This is a genomic window from Amycolatopsis nivea (assembly GCF_004522235.1).
Taxonomy (GTDB): domain Bacteria; phylum Actinomycetota; class Actinomycetes; order Mycobacteriales; family Pseudonocardiaceae; genus Amycolatopsis; species Amycolatopsis nivea.
Genome location: NZ_SDLT01000027.1, coordinates 125,886 through 139,563, shown reverse-complemented (window position 1 = coordinate 139,563; position 13,678 = coordinate 125,886). Strand labels below are relative to the sequence as shown.

At 70.8% G+C, this 13,678-nt stretch carries 11 protein-coding genes; 5 read left to right on the top strand and 6 right to left on the bottom strand.

Annotated elements, in window-relative coordinates:
* Positions 1 to 44 precede the first annotated feature (44 nt).
* Positions 45 to 506: a nuclear transport factor 2 family protein gene (locus tag EIZ44_RS28440; RefSeq protein ID WP_134732326.1), complete on the top strand. Its 462-nt coding sequence runs from the start codon at positions 45 to 47 to the stop codon at positions 504 to 506.
* 91 nt (positions 507 to 597) lie between these two features.
* Here EIZ44_RS28440 and EIZ44_RS28435 read toward each other — a convergent pair whose 3' ends face one another.
* Positions 598 to 1,989, bottom strand: a complete 1,392-nt coding sequence (locus EIZ44_RS28435) for an amino acid permease (protein WP_037805885.1) — start codon at positions 1,987 to 1,989, stop codon at positions 598 to 600.
* Positions 1,990 to 2,380: 391 nt separating this feature from the next.
* On the opposite strand from EIZ44_RS28435, the gene EIZ44_RS28430 reads away from it, so the two are divergent.
* From EIZ44_RS28430 to EIZ44_RS28410, 4 genes are all read left to right on the top strand, one after another.
* A complete protein-coding gene (locus EIZ44_RS28430) occupies positions 2,381 to 5,362 on the top strand; it encodes an arabinosyltransferase domain-containing protein (RefSeq protein WP_134732324.1) in 2,982 nt (993 codons plus the stop codon).
* Between the two features lie 286 nt (positions 5,363 to 5,648).
* A complete protein-coding gene (locus EIZ44_RS28425; protein WP_134732322.1) occupies positions 5,649 to 7,751 on the top strand; it encodes a DUF6541 family protein in 2,103 nt (700 codons plus the stop codon).
* A gap of 102 nt (positions 7,752 to 7,853) precedes the next feature.
* Positions 7,854 to 8,795, top strand: coding sequence for a non-homologous end-joining DNA ligase (gene ligD, locus EIZ44_RS28420; protein ID WP_037805886.1), 942 nt, complete (start codon positions 7,854 to 7,856; stop codon positions 8,793 to 8,795).
* A 684-nt stretch (positions 8,796 to 9,479) separates the two neighbouring features.
* Positions 9,480 to 10,256 carry an SDR family oxidoreductase gene (locus EIZ44_RS28410; protein ID WP_134732318.1) on the top strand — a complete coding sequence of 259 codons (777 nt, stop codon included), beginning with the start codon at positions 9,480 to 9,482 and terminating at the stop codon, positions 10,254 to 10,256.
* Here the strand turns inward: EIZ44_RS28410 and EIZ44_RS28405 are convergent.
* The 5 genes from EIZ44_RS28405 to EIZ44_RS28385 form a co-directional block, all read right to left on the bottom strand.
* Positions 10,253 to 10,723: an SRPBCC family protein gene (locus EIZ44_RS28405; protein ID WP_134661529.1), complete on the bottom strand. Its 471-nt coding sequence runs from the start codon at positions 10,721 to 10,723 to the stop codon at positions 10,253 to 10,255. The two genes, EIZ44_RS28410 and EIZ44_RS28405, sit on opposite strands and share 4 nt — an antisense overlap.
* Before the next feature lie 48 nt (positions 10,724 to 10,771).
* Positions 10,772 to 10,975 (bottom strand): DUF6186 family protein, encoded by a 204-nt coding sequence (locus tag EIZ44_RS28400; protein ID WP_134732316.1) that lies wholly within the window; start codon positions 10,973 to 10,975, stop codon positions 10,772 to 10,774.
* Positions 10,972 to 11,571, bottom strand: a complete 600-nt coding sequence (locus EIZ44_RS28395) for a hypothetical protein (RefSeq protein WP_240691436.1) — start codon at positions 11,569 to 11,571, stop codon at positions 10,972 to 10,974. Before EIZ44_RS28395 ends, EIZ44_RS28400 begins: the two co-directional genes overlap by 4 nt.
* A gap of 85 nt (positions 11,572 to 11,656) precedes the next feature.
* Positions 11,657 to 12,562, bottom strand: coding sequence for a cobalamin-binding protein (locus tag EIZ44_RS28390; RefSeq protein WP_134732312.1), 906 nt, complete (start codon positions 12,560 to 12,562; stop codon positions 11,657 to 11,659).
* A 14-nt stretch (positions 12,563 to 12,576) separates the two neighbouring features.
* Complete coding sequence (locus EIZ44_RS28385; RefSeq protein ID WP_134732310.1) at positions 12,577 to 13,677, bottom strand: serine hydrolase domain-containing protein; 1,101 nt, start codon at positions 13,675 to 13,677, stop codon at positions 12,577 to 12,579.
* Between the last annotated feature and the right edge of the window lies 1 nt (position 13,678).

Here is a 13,678-nt window from a genome sequence, read left to right as displayed (position 1 = left end):
GTGTGCCGGACGGCTCACTCCCAGAACTGATTAGGACCCCTGTCATGACCGAATCGCGGCCCCCGTTCCCGCCGTTCGACCTCGCTGCCGCCCTGCAGAAGGTCCAGGCCGCCGAGGACGCGTGGAACACGCGGGACCCGGAGAAGGTCTCGCTCGCGTACACGCCGGATTCCGTGTGGCGCAACCGCGACACGCACGTGGTCGGCCGCGCCGCGATCGTCGAGTTCCTGACCGCGAAGTGGGAGCGCGAGCGGGATTACGCGCTGCGCAAGGGACTGTGGGGCTTCCGCGAGAACCGCATCGCGGTCCGGTTCCAGTACGAGAGCCGGGACGCGGACGGGCAATGGTGGCGCAGCTACGGCAACGAGTTGTGGGAGTTCGCCGAGAACGGCCTGATGAACAGGCGCGAGGCGTCGATCAACGACCGGCGGATCGAGGAGTCCGAGCGGCGGATCTTCGGGCCGCGGCCGGAAGCCGAGCGCGGGGTCGACTTCCCGTTGTGGTGAACGAAAAGAACCCGGCCGTCCCTCCGGTGGGTATCGGAAGGACGGCCGGGCCGGTGCCGCGTTCGCGGGGATGGGGGAACGCGGGCTCCGCTCAGGCGCCGGTGCGCGCCTGCCGTTTGCGGGACACGAGCCGCCAGCCGACGGCGAGCACCACGACGATCGCCGGGATCGAGTAGAACGCGATCTTCTCGGCTCCGTCGGAGAATCCCATCAGCACCACGACCAGCACGAGGAATCCGAGCGTGGCCCAGCCGGTGTAGGGCGCGCCGGGCATGCGGTAGCTCGGCCGTTCCAGTTCGCCGCGCAAGGCCGCCTGGCGCATCCGCATCTGGGAGAACACCAGGGTCGCCCACGTCGCGACGACGCCGAGCGAGGCGATCGCGGTGGCGATGTCGAACGCCTCCGAGGGCACGATGTAGTTCAGCACCACGCCGAGCACGTAGGCCACCGACGTGAAGAGAATCCCGCCGTAGGGCACGTGCCGCGAGTTCATCTTGCCGACGAACTTCGGTGCTTCGCCCTCGTCGGCGAGCGCGCGGAGGATGCGGCCGGTGGAGTACAGGCCCGAGTTGCACGAGGAGAGCGCGGCGGTGAGGACGACGGCGTTCATCACGTCGCCGATGCCGCCGATGCCCAGGCGCGAGAACACCGTGACGAACGGGCTTTCGCCGCCGTTGTAGAACGGCCACGGCATCAGCATCGCCAGCAGCAGCACCGAACCCACGTAGAAGACGCCGATCCGCCACACGACGCCGTTGATCGCCTTGGGCAGGACCTTGCGCGCGTCCTTGGTCTCGCCGGCCGCGATGCCGACGACCTCGATCGCGGAGTAGGCGAACACGACCGCCTGCAGCGTCATCAGCGCGATGCCGACGCCGGCCGGGAAGAACCCGCCGTGGTCGGTCAGGTTGTGCACGCCGGCGGTGGTGCCGCCGATGTTCGCGCCGGTGAACACGAGCCCGAGCGCGGTCACCAGGAACACGATGATCGCGAGGACCTTGACGACGGAGAACCAGAACTCCAGTTCCCCGAACAGCTTCACGCTCAGCAGGTTGACCGCCATGAGCACGCCGAGCGCGACGAGCGCGGTGATCCACTGCGGGACGTCCGGCAGCCACTTGTGCACGTAGATCGCGACCGCGGTGATCTCCGCGATCCCGGTCATCGCCCAGTTCAGCCAGTACATCCAGCCGGAGACGAACCCGGCCCACGGGCCGATGAACTCGCGGGCGTAGGTCACGAAACTGCCGGAGCTGGGCCGGTGCATGACGAGTTCGCCGAGCGCTCGCATCACGAAGTAGGCCGCGATGCCGCACAGCGCGTAGGAAAGGACCAGCGACGGACCCGCTTCGTGGAGCCGCCCGCCCGCGCCGAGGAAGAGCCCGACCCCGATCGCCCCGCCGATCGCGATCATCTGCACCTGGCGGTTGCCCAGTGCTTTCGTGTAGTTGTCGCCCTCTTTGGCGACCACTGTGGATTCCATGGTTGCGTGACGCTAGCGGTAGCGGACCGCGTGACGCAGCACACCTAGGCTGGACTTAAGGTGTGCTCCAGATCACCGTGGAGGAACCGGGCAAACCGGGCAGGACCCGTTTGACTTCCGGAAATCCCGCTGGAGCTGCGCGGATGTCCACGGTGGACGGTCCGGCGGGAGACTTTCGGGTAACCCGGGGCGTCCTCGAGGGTATTCGGGGCGGAAAGCACGCGGCAGTCGCTCGAACGGGCGACGACGGGGCGCGGCGGCTGCTCCACAGTGGACAGAAGCCCCGGTTGCTCCTGGGCCCGGGAGCCCCGAGACCGGCCTCACATGCGACGACGCGGCGGCGCCGGGCCGCTTCACGGCGGAGATACGCCGGAACACTAAACTCCGCGCCGTGCCGACCCCAGATTCCGACGCCGCCGCAAGCGGGCAAGCCGGCCATCGTTGGCTCATCATCGGGCTCGGGCTCGTCTGCGCGCTGACCGCGGTGCTGTTCACCGTCGCGCCGGTGAACACTGAGACAACGACATATCGCTGGGACGGCGCGCAGGACACCGCGCTGCCGTTGTACCCGTACCACCCGGCCAGACTCGACGCGACTGTCCGATGCGCCGAGCCGAATGGGCTGCTGTTCGCGACCACTCCGCCGAAAGGCAAGCAGGGCGCGGAGCCGCTCGCGGGCGGGCTGGAGATCCGGGCGGTCGACGGCACGGTCCGAGCAGAACTCGGTGGCACAGAACTGTTTCACCGCCCCGCCGGTGCCGATTGCCAGTTGACGGTGCACGCGGACGGCGAAGGCACCACTGTCGGCACCGCCAAGACGACGGGCCGTCCGAACGTCGCCGGGCTGTACACCGAGCACCCCGGCGCGGTGTCCGCGCAGATCGAACCCGACACCCGGTGGGTCAGCACGCCAAGCGCGGCGAAGATCGCGCTCGGCGTGGTGTCGCTGCTCGCGCTGCTCGGCATGATCGTGCTGCTGATCCGGCGCGACCGGAGCGCCGCCCGCCGGGTCCGGCTGCTTCCCCGGCGGGCGTGGGTGCCGCGGCCGGCGGACCTCGTCGTGACCGGCGTGCTCGGAGTCTGGTCCGTCGTCGGCGCGCTCACCGTGGACGACGGATACATCTCGACGATGCTGCGCGCTCGCGAGACGAGCGGGTTCACCGGCAATTACTTCCGCTGGTTCAACGCGCCGGAAGCGCCGTGGGGCTGGTACTACGAGCTGTACGCGCTTCTCGGCCGCGTCACGCCGGCCATGGTGTGGATGCGGCTGCCGTCGGTGCTGCTGGGGCTGGCGTCCTGGTTCCTGATCGATCGCGTGGTGCTGCCGCGGCTGGTGAACCGGCCGACGAGGTGGACCCGCTGGGCGACCGCGGCCCTTTTCCTGGCCTGGTACGTGGCCTTCGACGTCGGGCTGCGGCCGGAGCCGTGGATCGTGTTCGGCTCGCTGGCGGTGTTCGCGCTGGTCGAGCGCGCCGTGGCGACCAGTGCGGTGACACCGGTCGCGATCGGGCTGGTGGTCGCCGGCGCCACCGCGACGACGAACCCGCTCGGGATCGCGGCGTTCCTGCCGTTCATCGCCGGGGTGCGTCCTCTTTTCCGCTTGGTGCGCAGGCGCGGCGACCTGCGCGTGCTCGGCGCGGTCGCGGTGGTGGTCGGCGCCGGTGCCAGCGCGCTCCTGACCGCGTTCTACGACCAGCCGCTGACCGCCGTGCTGGAGTCGACCGCTGTCCGGCAGAAGATCGGGCCGGATCTGCCGTGGCAGAGCGAAATCAACCGGTACGTCACGTTGCTCGATCCGTCGGTGGTCGAGGGTGCGCTGAACCGCCGGGTGCCGGTGCTGCTGATGCTTCTGGCGATGGCCCTGCTGGCTGTGCTGCTGATCTGGCGCCGCGCCCCGGGACTGGCTGTCGGGCCTGCCCGCCGCATGGCTGTCATCAGTGTCCTGTGCCTGGTCGTGCTCGCGTTCACGCCGACGAAGTGGACGCACCATTTCGGTGCGCTGGCCGGATTCGGCACGGTGATGATCGCGATGCTGGTGCACACCCTCGCACGCGGAGCGCTGTCCTCGGTGTGGGCACGGGCGACGGCGCTGGGCCTGGTCGCGGTGACGACCTGGCTGGCCTGGTCCGCGCCGAACTGGTGGTGGATGCAGTCCGACTACGACGTCCGGTGGGGCGACACCGTCCCCACTGTGAAGGGAGTGCGGCTGGCGGATCTGGCTCTCTGGGCCGGGCTGGCGGTCGCGCTCGCCGGTGTGGTCGCCGGTGCTTGGCAGACCGCGAAACGCCGGGACGGAGCGAGCCGGGCTCCGCGCTGGCTGCCGAGGTCGAGCTGGGTGATCGTCGCGGTGGCGGCCGCGACGGTGGCGGTCGAAGTGGTCGGACAGGCGCAAGCGGTGAAGGTGCGCTGGGGCACTTACTCCGTCGGCCGGTCGAATCTGGCTTCGCTGGGCCTCGCCGCCAGTGCCGGCAAGGCCGGGAACTCGTGCGGCGTCGAGGATTGGCTGGACGTCGAGCCGGACATCGGCGCGGGCGTGCTCAAAGCGTCCTCTCCCGCCTCGGCGGAAGGGTTCGCGACGAACACCGGGTTCCCGCCGGACGCCGCGCCGCCGGCCCCGTTCGGCAGCGACCCGGAGCACCCGGCATGGAGTTCGCACGGGTCGCCCTCGCGCACTGGCACGCTCGTCAGCGGGTGGTATGACCTGCCTGCCGACGTCGGGTCGCCGGATTCGCCGCCGGTGGTGATTTCCCGCGCCGCGCACGGGAAAGCGCAGGTTTCGGTGGAGTTCGCGAAGGCGGACGGGACCGTGCTGGCGACGATGAAGGCCAAAGAGGACAACAGCGGGAAGTGGCTCGACGCGCGCTTCGATCCCCGCTGGCAGGCACCGGGGGCGCAACGGGTCCGGGTCGTCGCGCGGGACGAAGACCCGAGTGCGGCGGGCTGGGTCGCGGTCACCGCGCCCCGGATTCCGCGCCTGACGCCGCTGACGGACGTCATCCCCGTCGGCGAGCCGGTGACATTGGACTGGACCAACGCGTTCGTCCTGCCGTGCCGCACCCCGGCCTCGCTGGCGGACGGCATCGTGCAGCCGGTCCGCTACCGGTTCGCGCCCGGCCAGGACGCGCAGTCGCTGGTCGGGGTTTCCTACGCCGCGGACGCCGGGGGCCCGTACGTGCCGTTGTACGCCGACGCGAAGGCGACCGAAGTGCCGACGTACCTTCGCGGCGACAAAGTGCGGGAGCCGGTCGCGGTGTTCCGGTACGACTACCCGGTACCGATGCGGGGGCTGTCCGTCGAACACGGCACCCGCTCGACATCCGGGGTGGCGAAGCAGACCGCCGTGCTCGACGCGACGCGCGGCGGAAGCGGGTAGACCCGCGGCCTGAAGACGGCCGGAGCACCGCGATTCCGGAGCCGGGGAGGGGCGGGGCGTGGGCGCCCGCGGGCCTGCCCCGCCGTCGATCGACTTCTGCCGGGCCGGTCCCGGGATCCCGGGGTCGGTGTCGTATTCTCGGCGGCGGCGGGAAGGCAGCACGTCGAAATCGAAGGCATATCGGAAGTTCCGTCTTCGATGCGCGACCGGCGGCCCCAGTCTTCAGTACAGATGCAGTTCCCAGTGGAATCCAACGAGTTCTTCACGAGATTGGGTGGTCTTCGCCGTGAGTCTGCTTTTGTACCCGCTGGCGGGGCTGGCCGTTCTCGCCGTGCCGGGGCTTCTGGTGCAACTCGCCGCCGGCGTCCGGGACAAACTGTGGCTCGCCGCGCTGACCGCGCCGGTCAGCGTCGGCGTCTACGGCCTGGCCGGGCTGGCGTCCGGCATTCCCGGGCTGTCCTTCGGGATTCCGCTCGCGCTCGCGGTGACCCTGCTGCTGTCCGCGATCGTCTTCGGCATCGCGTGGCTGCGCCGCGGCCGCACCGAGCCCGCGCCGGTCGAGGAGCCGGACACCTCGCTGCTGCCCGCGCTGACCGGCCGGTGGCTGCTGGCGGCCAAGCTCGGCGCCGCGGTGCTGGTGCTGGGCGCCGTCGCGCTCGCCCTGCAGCAATGGCACGGCGGCCTCGGCTCCTGGGACACGTACCCGCAGGAACACGACACGATCATCCACATGGTGCTGGTGGCCTACATCAGCGACACCGGCCGGGCCGCGCCGTGGGACCTCCTGCCGATCGACGTGCTCACCGGGCAGCCGGTGTCGTTCTACCCGTCCGGGCTGCCGCTGCCCGCGGCGCTCTCGGGCCAGCTGACCGGCGGGCCGATCACCGGCTTCAACGTGATGAACGCCCTGATCACCGGGCCGGTGTTCGTGCTCGGCTCGGCGGCGCTCGCGGCCGCGGCGTTCCGCAGGCTGCGCGCCGGATCGGGCTGGACCGCCCTCGCCGGCGGGGTCGCCGCGCTGGTCGCGGCCGGGCTGTACCGGCCGGGCGTGCAGCTCCTGCACGACGGCGGGATCGCCCCGAACGCGGCCGCGATGAGCATGGCTCCCGGCGTGATCGCGGCGCTGATCTCGGTGGGCGGGCTCCGCGGATGGGGACCGGGCTCGCGCTGGCTGCGGGCGTTCGTGCTGGGCCTCGGGGTGGCCGGGGTGTTCTCGGTCCACCCGAGCGTGGCCGCCACCGTCGGCCTCAGCGTCGTGGTGTTCTGGATCGTCGAGGCGTTCACGAAGCGGGGCCGGGAAATCCTGCGCGGGCAGTGGCCGGTCCTGCTGGCGGCGGGGCTGGTGGCCGCGCTCGCCTCGGCGACCACGCTGCTGGGCTCGGCGAGCCAGGCCACGCGCACCGGGACCTGGTCGCCGGACATCCCGCCGGGCCGGTTCGGCGACGCGCTGTCGACCAACCTCAAGCTCACCTACGGCGGCTATTTCGATCCGCACGGCATCTTCTCGCAGCTCAGCGCGGGCGTGCTCGCGCTGATCGGGGTGCTGGTCGTCGTGGTGCTCCGCCGCGCGTGGGGCGTCGCCGCGATGTGGCTGGCCTGGCTGGCGATCGTCGTCGATTTCAAGGTGCACCCGTGGTCGGGCATCGGCTCGATGGTCGGATCGCCGTTCTACAAATCGTATGTGCGCATTCAGTCGCACATTTCCCTGTTCATTCCGGTGCTGGCGGCTATCGCGGTCGTATTCGTGGCGGTCGGAATCATTCGCTTGGCGGGGATGCCGAAGAACGCGGCGGTGTTCAGTCGCGTCCGCCGGTTCGCCGGTCCGGTTTCCGCCGCGTTGCTCGCGGTCATGATGGCCGGATATGTCGTCTACGCCGCGGTGCCCTACGAACACCGCAACGCCCAGGTGATCGCCAGCCGCTACGCGAAGCCGGAGTTCACCCGGGTCAACGACGACGACAAGCGGGCGGCGAAGTTCGTCGAGGAGCACATCAAGCCCGGCGAACGGCTGATGAACAGCGCCAACGACGGCTCGACCTACGCGTACGTCGAGGACCGGGTGCCGGTGGTCAACGTGGTCACGCTCGGCTCGGCCCTCGAGCCGGTGACCTATGAGCTGCTGCGCTCGTTCCGCGACTATCCGACCGACCCGAACATCCGGAAAACCGTGTTGTCGCTCAACATCGGCTACGTCTACGTGGACAGCAAAGCGCCGACCATGGGCGCGGGACCCGGTTCGCCGAACAGCTGGTACACCGCGCCGACGTTCGAGCTGGCTCCGGGACTGCAGAACCTGGACGGCCTTCCCGGCCTCTCGGTGGCGTTCCGGTCGGGCACGGTCACGGTGTACAAACTGGATCGCTCCGTGCTGGCTGCGTTGCCGAATTGACCGATCCGGCGGCGAGCGGCCGGCGCCGCGGCGGGCAGGCGTTTCACCCTCGTGCCGTTCGGGCGCTGACGCGCCGGGCCGTTTCCGGATACGGTCGGTGGCATGGCTAAGGGCGAGGCCGTCGAGCTCGAGGTGGGGGACCGGACGGTCCGGGTGTCCAACCCGGACCGGGTCTACTTCCCGGCGCGCGGCGAGACGAAGCTCGATCTCGTCCGCTACTACCTGTCGGTCGGCGACGGGATCGTGCGCGCGCTGCGGGAACGGCCGTGCATGCTGCACCGGTTCCCGTCCGGGGTGGCCGGCGAGAAGGTGCACCAGAAGCGGGTGCCGAACGGTGCGCCGCCGTGGCTGGAGACGGTCCGGGTGCAGTTCCCGCGCTACCACCGGCACGCCGACGAGCTGTGCGTGACCGAGCTGGCGCACGTCGCGTGGGCGGTGCAGATGTCCACTGTGGAGTTCCATCCCTGGAATTCCCGGCGCGCGGACACCGAGCGGCCCGACGAATGGCGGATCGACCTCGACCCGATGCCGGACTGCGGATTCGACACCGTGCGCCGGGTCGCGCACGTTGCCGAGGAGATCCTCGGCGAACTGGACATCCGCGGCTGGCCGAAGACGTCCGGCGGCAGCGGGATGCACATCTACGTGCGGATCGAACCGCGCTGGGGGTTCGCCGACGTCCGCCGGGCCGCGCTGGCGTTCGCGCGCGAGGTCGAGCGGCGGGCTCCGGACGAGGTCACCACCACCTGGTGGCGCAAGGACCGCGACCCGAAGAAGCTGTTCGTGGACTACAACCAGAACGCGCGGGACCACACGATCGCCAGCGCCTATTCGGTGCGCGGGGTGCCCGAGGCGCTGGTGTCGACGCCGATCCGCTGGGACGAGGTCGACGACGTCGACCCGCACGACTGCACGATCGCGACCGTGCCCGCGCGGTTCGCCGAACTCGGCGACCTGCACGCGGGGATCGACGACGTGGCGTACTCGCTCGAGCCGTTGCTGGAGTGGGCCGACCGGGACGGGTTGGAGGCAGAGGACTCCTGAGCGAAGTCAATCGGGCGCCTGGCGTCATGGGGGAGCCTCCGCCTCGTCTCCCCGGGGACGGAGCGGAGGAGAGCACGATGGACAGTGCTGAGCAGAACGATCCGCTTGCCGTGCTTTACCGGCTGCACCACCAACTGCGGGTGCTTTCGCCGGTGCTCACTGTCGCGCCCGGACGGCCGGAAACGAACGCCATGCTCGACGGGCTCGCGGAGACGGTTTCCGAGGCGGCTGGCCTGCTCGCGACGGCGGAACCGGGCGCGCTGGCCGCGTTGCGGCAGGGGTTCGAGCATGCCCGGGCCGGGCGGGGGAATGAGGCGACGTCGGAGCTGATCACGGCGTATGGGCGGTTGTCGGTGTTGTTGCGGAAGGATGCGCCGCGGCGGGACGCGNGGGCGGTTGTCGGTGTTGTTGCGGAAGGATGCGCCGCGGCGGGACGCGGCGGATGAGCCGACGGTGCGGTGGCGTTCGAGGTTTTGACCCGGGTGGCGTGAGGCGTGTCTGGTTGGCGGGTGAGAGTCGGCTGAGCTCGGGGGAATGAGGCGACGTCGGGGCTGATCACGGCATGCTGCGGATGAGCCGACGGTGCGGTGGCGTTCGAGGTTTTGACCCGGGTGCCGTGAGGCGTGCCAGGATGGCGGGCGTAAGCCGGCTGAGCCCGGGCGGTGCGGCAGCGGGAGGAACCACGTGGCCGAGCAGATCCTCGTCACCGGCGGAAGCGGACAACTGGGCCGGGTGGTCGTGGAACGGCTCCGGGCCGCGGAGGTTCCGGTGCGGGCGTTGAGCCGGCGGAGGCGGTCCGGCGAAGGGGTCCAGTGGACGGCCGGCGACCTGCGCACCGGGCGGGGGATCGACGTCGCGGTCGCCGGGGTCGGCACGGTGATTCACTGCGCGACGGACTACCGCCGGGAAGTCGAGACGGTCCGCACGCTCGTCGAAGCCGCGCGGTGGAGCGGGCAGACGCCGCATCTGGTGTACGTCTCGATCGTCGGCGTCGACAAGATCCCGCTCGGCTACTACCAGGCAAAACTGGCCGCCGAGAAGCTGATCGCGGGTTCCGGGATGCCGCACACGATCCTGCGGGCGACGCAGTTCCACTCGCTGGTGCGGACGATCCTCGCCGGTGCCGCGCGCCTGCCGGTGGTGCCGGTGCCGAAGTTCCGTTTCCAGCCCGTCGACGTGCGCGACGTCGCGGCCCGGCTGCTGGAACTGGCGCAGGGCGAACCGCGGGGGCGGGTTGCGGACTTCGGCGGGCCGGAGGTGCGGACGACGGCCGATCTGGCGCGTGCCCTGCTCGCCGCGTCCGGGAAGGACAAACGGCTCGTTCCGGTGCCGGCGCCGGGACAGGTCGCCCGGGGTTACGCGGACGGCGCGAACCTGGTGCCGGAGCACGCGGACGGCGTGGTCACCTTCGAGCAGTATCTGGCGGAGCAGGGCAAGCCGACCGCGTTCCGGTACCGCTAGGCGGCTCGGCGGCGGACGGTGCGCTCCAGGATGCCGAGGGTCGCCTTCAGGGCGGATTCGGGGACGACCGGGAAGGTCAGGCGCTCCTTCCACTCCTCGCTGAGTTCGGACCAGTCGTAGTAGGACGTGACGCGGGTGCCGTCCTCGGCGGGTTCCAGTCGGTAGCCGTAGATGTGCCGGACGTGCGGGCGGAGGCTGCCTTCGACGGTCCAGGCGATCTCCTGGTCCGGGACCAGTTTCGTGATGACGACCTCGACGTCGTACTTGCCCAGCGGACGGTCGCCGAGCGCTTCGCGGTCCATGTGGACGACGAACCGGTCGCCGGCCTGGGTCACCGGTTCGCCTTCGGCGTCCATGAGCATTCCGGACGCGTCGATGTCGACGTGGCCCTGCGGATCGGTGAGGACCGCGAAGACGGCGCTGGCGGGGGCGGGGATGAGCCGGGAGACCTCGAGACGTTCGTTCATATCATCGACCATAGCAGAAATAATCGATGATTACGCCGGGGGTGGGGGTCAGCTCTGGACGAAGAAGTGCCAGCCGACCCACCACCACGCCAGCACGAGCGCGATCCGGGTGGACCGCTTGCGCATCAGGGCGGAGAGGACGCGGGTCAGCGGCGGGATTTTCTTCGGGAGCAGGTGGCTGCCCAGCCACAGCAGCAGGGCGGCGGCCACGATCGCGCCGAAGCCGATTTCGGTGATCAGCCTGCTGCTCATGCCGTCCTCCTCGCGGTGGCGGCGGCGCGCAGCATCGCCAGCCCGGCGGCGACCCAGACGCCGATCGCGAGCGCCTGGACGACGCGGTTGTCGAGCATCGGGTCGACGAGGTCGCTCATCGTGGGATGCGTGAGGGAGAGCCCGCCTGCGGCTTGTTCGTAGATGAAGGAAACGAGCTCCCAGAGACACCAGGAGATCGCCAGCGCGACCCACAGCCAGCCGCGGCGCGGGACCGGTTGCGCGGGGAGCGAGGGGTCCCGCCACTCCACGACGAGTGCGCCGATGCCGATCGCGGTGACGGCCAGGAACATCGGCACGGTGTGGCGGCCGAAGGCCAGGGCGACGAGGGCGGCGGCGGCGATCAGCGAGGCGCCGGGCAGGCGGGTGGCGGGGAGCAGGGCGTCGGCGGGGGTGCTGTGGCGTTCGGTGAAGAGCAGCAGGATCGCGGCGGCGAAGAAGATCACGCCGTCGGCGGGGGCGCCGCGGATCCAGTGGGCGAAGGAGGCGATGAGGAGGGCTGCGATCGGGAGATCGACGGCCAGGCGGGGTGCCGGGTAGTCCGCCGCGTGCCGTTCGGGAGAGCTCAAGCGACCCACCCCATTCCGTGCCGGTTCTGCTTGAGAGACAACGCGAAAGTGGGTCCGCGGCTTCCCGGTCGGGGGATTTTTTCGAGCGGCTGAGTCAGATCCGCCGGGCCTCCGCATGGCTGACCGGGGGTTCGGCGGGAATGTCGTGCAGGACAGTCGCGAGGATCTCCGCTCCGCGCACCACCCGCGGGCCCGGGCGGTTGAAATAGGACGGGCCGTCGAGGAGCCAGACCCGGTCGTTCCGGACCGCGGGCAGGTCGGTCCAGCCGGGCAGCGAGGTGAGGACGTCCAGCTCCGACTCGGTCCGGTCCGGGGAGAAGCCGCAAGGGAGGACGAGCAGGACGTCCGGACGGGCGGCGACCACGGCGTCCCACGGCATCGGTTTCGTGTGCTCGCCCGGTTCCGCGAGCAGCGGGGTGCCGCCTGCCGCGGAGATTTGTTCGGGCACCCAATGACCGGCTGGCCAGAGCGGGTCGAGCCACTCCAGCGCGACCACGCGCGGCCGGGGAAGTCCTGCGACGTGGCGGCGGATTGTGGCGAGTCGTGAGCGGAGTTCGGCGACGCGGGCGGCGGCCACCTCCGGGACGCCCAGGGCGTCGCCGAGGGTGGTCAGGCAGTCGAGGACCTCGTCCAGGGTGCGCGGTTCCAGGCTGAGCACGCGCGGTCCGGCGTCGAGCATCCGCACTGCCGCGGCGACGCGGGTGTAGGACACCGCGCAGACCTCGCACAGGTCTTGCGTGAGCACGAGGTCGGGCGCGAGGGCGGCCAACTGGCGGACGTCGACCGAGTAGAGCGACGAACCCTGGTGGGACGCTCCGACGGCGGTGGAGATTTCGCGGCTGGTCAGAGTGTCGGAGTCGAGGTCCGCGGCGGTCACCACCGGCACCGACGCGACCTCGGCGGGCCAGTCGCATTCGTGGGTGCGGCCGACGAGGTCGCTCGCCTTGCCGAGCGTGGCGACGAGGTCGGTGGCGGCGGGCAGCAGGGAGACGATCCGCATCTCCCCACGGTAGGTCAGGCGGCCTCGTGCAGCGCCGCCAGAAGCGACGACGCCCGGTGGTCGACGTCCTCGGCCTGGAGTTCGTTCGTCACGAACGAGAACGACAGACCCCGGGCCGGCCACGCGCCGTGGCGGCCGCCGCCGGCCCCGGAGTGGCCGAAAGCGGCGGGGTCGGCGTCGGCGGGGCCGTAGGTGCCGATCGGGTCGGCCAGTTCGAAGCCGAGGCCGAAGCGCAGCGGGCGGTCGTTGATCGCGTCGATGCCCTCGGACCAGGTGCGGGTGGCTCGGCCGAGTACGTCGGCGGGGACGAGTCCGCCCGAGCGCAGCAGGTCGTAGAGGCGGGCCATCGCGGTCGCGGTGCCGACCGCGCCGCCCGCCGCCAGCGTCGCGCCGCGGTACTCCGGCGAGTTCATCGAGTCGCCCGAATCGAGCAGGCCGCGGTACATCCGTTCGACGATCCGGCGGCGTTCCTCGTCCTGGAGGAAGGTGCTGATCCGGTACCCGGGCGCGCGCCGCAGCGTGGCGACCGGGACGGTCGGCGGGGTGCCGAGCCGCAGGTCGAGGCCGTGCGGCTCGGCGAGGAGGTCGCGGACGAGGACACCCAGGTCCGCTCCGGTGACGCGCCGGGCCAGTTCGGTGGCGAGGTAGCCGTAGGTGAGCGCGTGGTACGCGACCTTCGTCCCGGGAGTCCACAATGGACGCTGGCTGGAGAGGGCCTCGGCGTTTGCCGCGTTGTCCAGCATCGGCAGGTCGGGCTCGACGTAAGGCAGGCCGACCGTGTGCGAGAGGACCTGCGAGACCGGCACGTCCTCCTTGCCTGCCGCGGCGAACTCCGGCCAGTAGCGGGCGACGCGTTCGTCCGGGTCGAGCTTCCCCTGCGCGGTCAGCATCGCCAGGATGGTCGCGACCACGCCCTTGGTGCCGCTGAACAACACGGCACGGGTGTCCTCGGTCCACGGCACGCCCTCCGCGGCCGAGCCGCCCCACAGTTCCACCACTGGGGCGCCGTCGCGGAACACGCTGAAGGCGGCTCCGCCAGTGGTGGCCTCGATGAGGTCGCCGAACGCTTCCCGCACACCCTCGTAACCGGGCTTTACCGCACCGTTGACAGTCATT

Coding starts and splice junctions, on each gene's coding strand:
- EIZ44_RS28440 (WP_134732326.1), top strand. CDS start 45: ATGACCGAATCGCGGCCCCCGTTCCCGCCGTTCGACCTCGCTGCCGCC.
- EIZ44_RS28390 (WP_134732312.1), bottom strand. CDS start 12,562: ATGCGGATCGTCTCCCTGCTGCCCGCCGCCACCGACCTCGTCGCCACG.
- EIZ44_RS28435 (WP_037805885.1), bottom strand. CDS start 1,989: ATGGAATCCACAGTGGTCGCCAAAGAGGGCGACAACTACACGAAAGCA.
- EIZ44_RS28405 (WP_134661529.1), bottom strand. CDS start 10,723: ATGAACGAACGTCTCGAGGTCTCCCGGCTCATCCCCGCCCCCGCCAGC.
- ligD (WP_037805886.1), top strand. CDS start 7,854: ATGGCTAAGGGCGAGGCCGTCGAGCTCGAGGTGGGGGACCGGACGGTC.
- EIZ44_RS28385 (WP_134732310.1), bottom strand. CDS start 13,677: ATGACTGTCAACGGTGCGGTAAAGCCCGGTTACGAGGGTGTGCGGGAA.
- EIZ44_RS28400 (WP_134732316.1), bottom strand. CDS start 10,975: ATGAGCAGCAGGCTGATCACCGAAATCGGCTTCGGCGCGATCGTGGCC.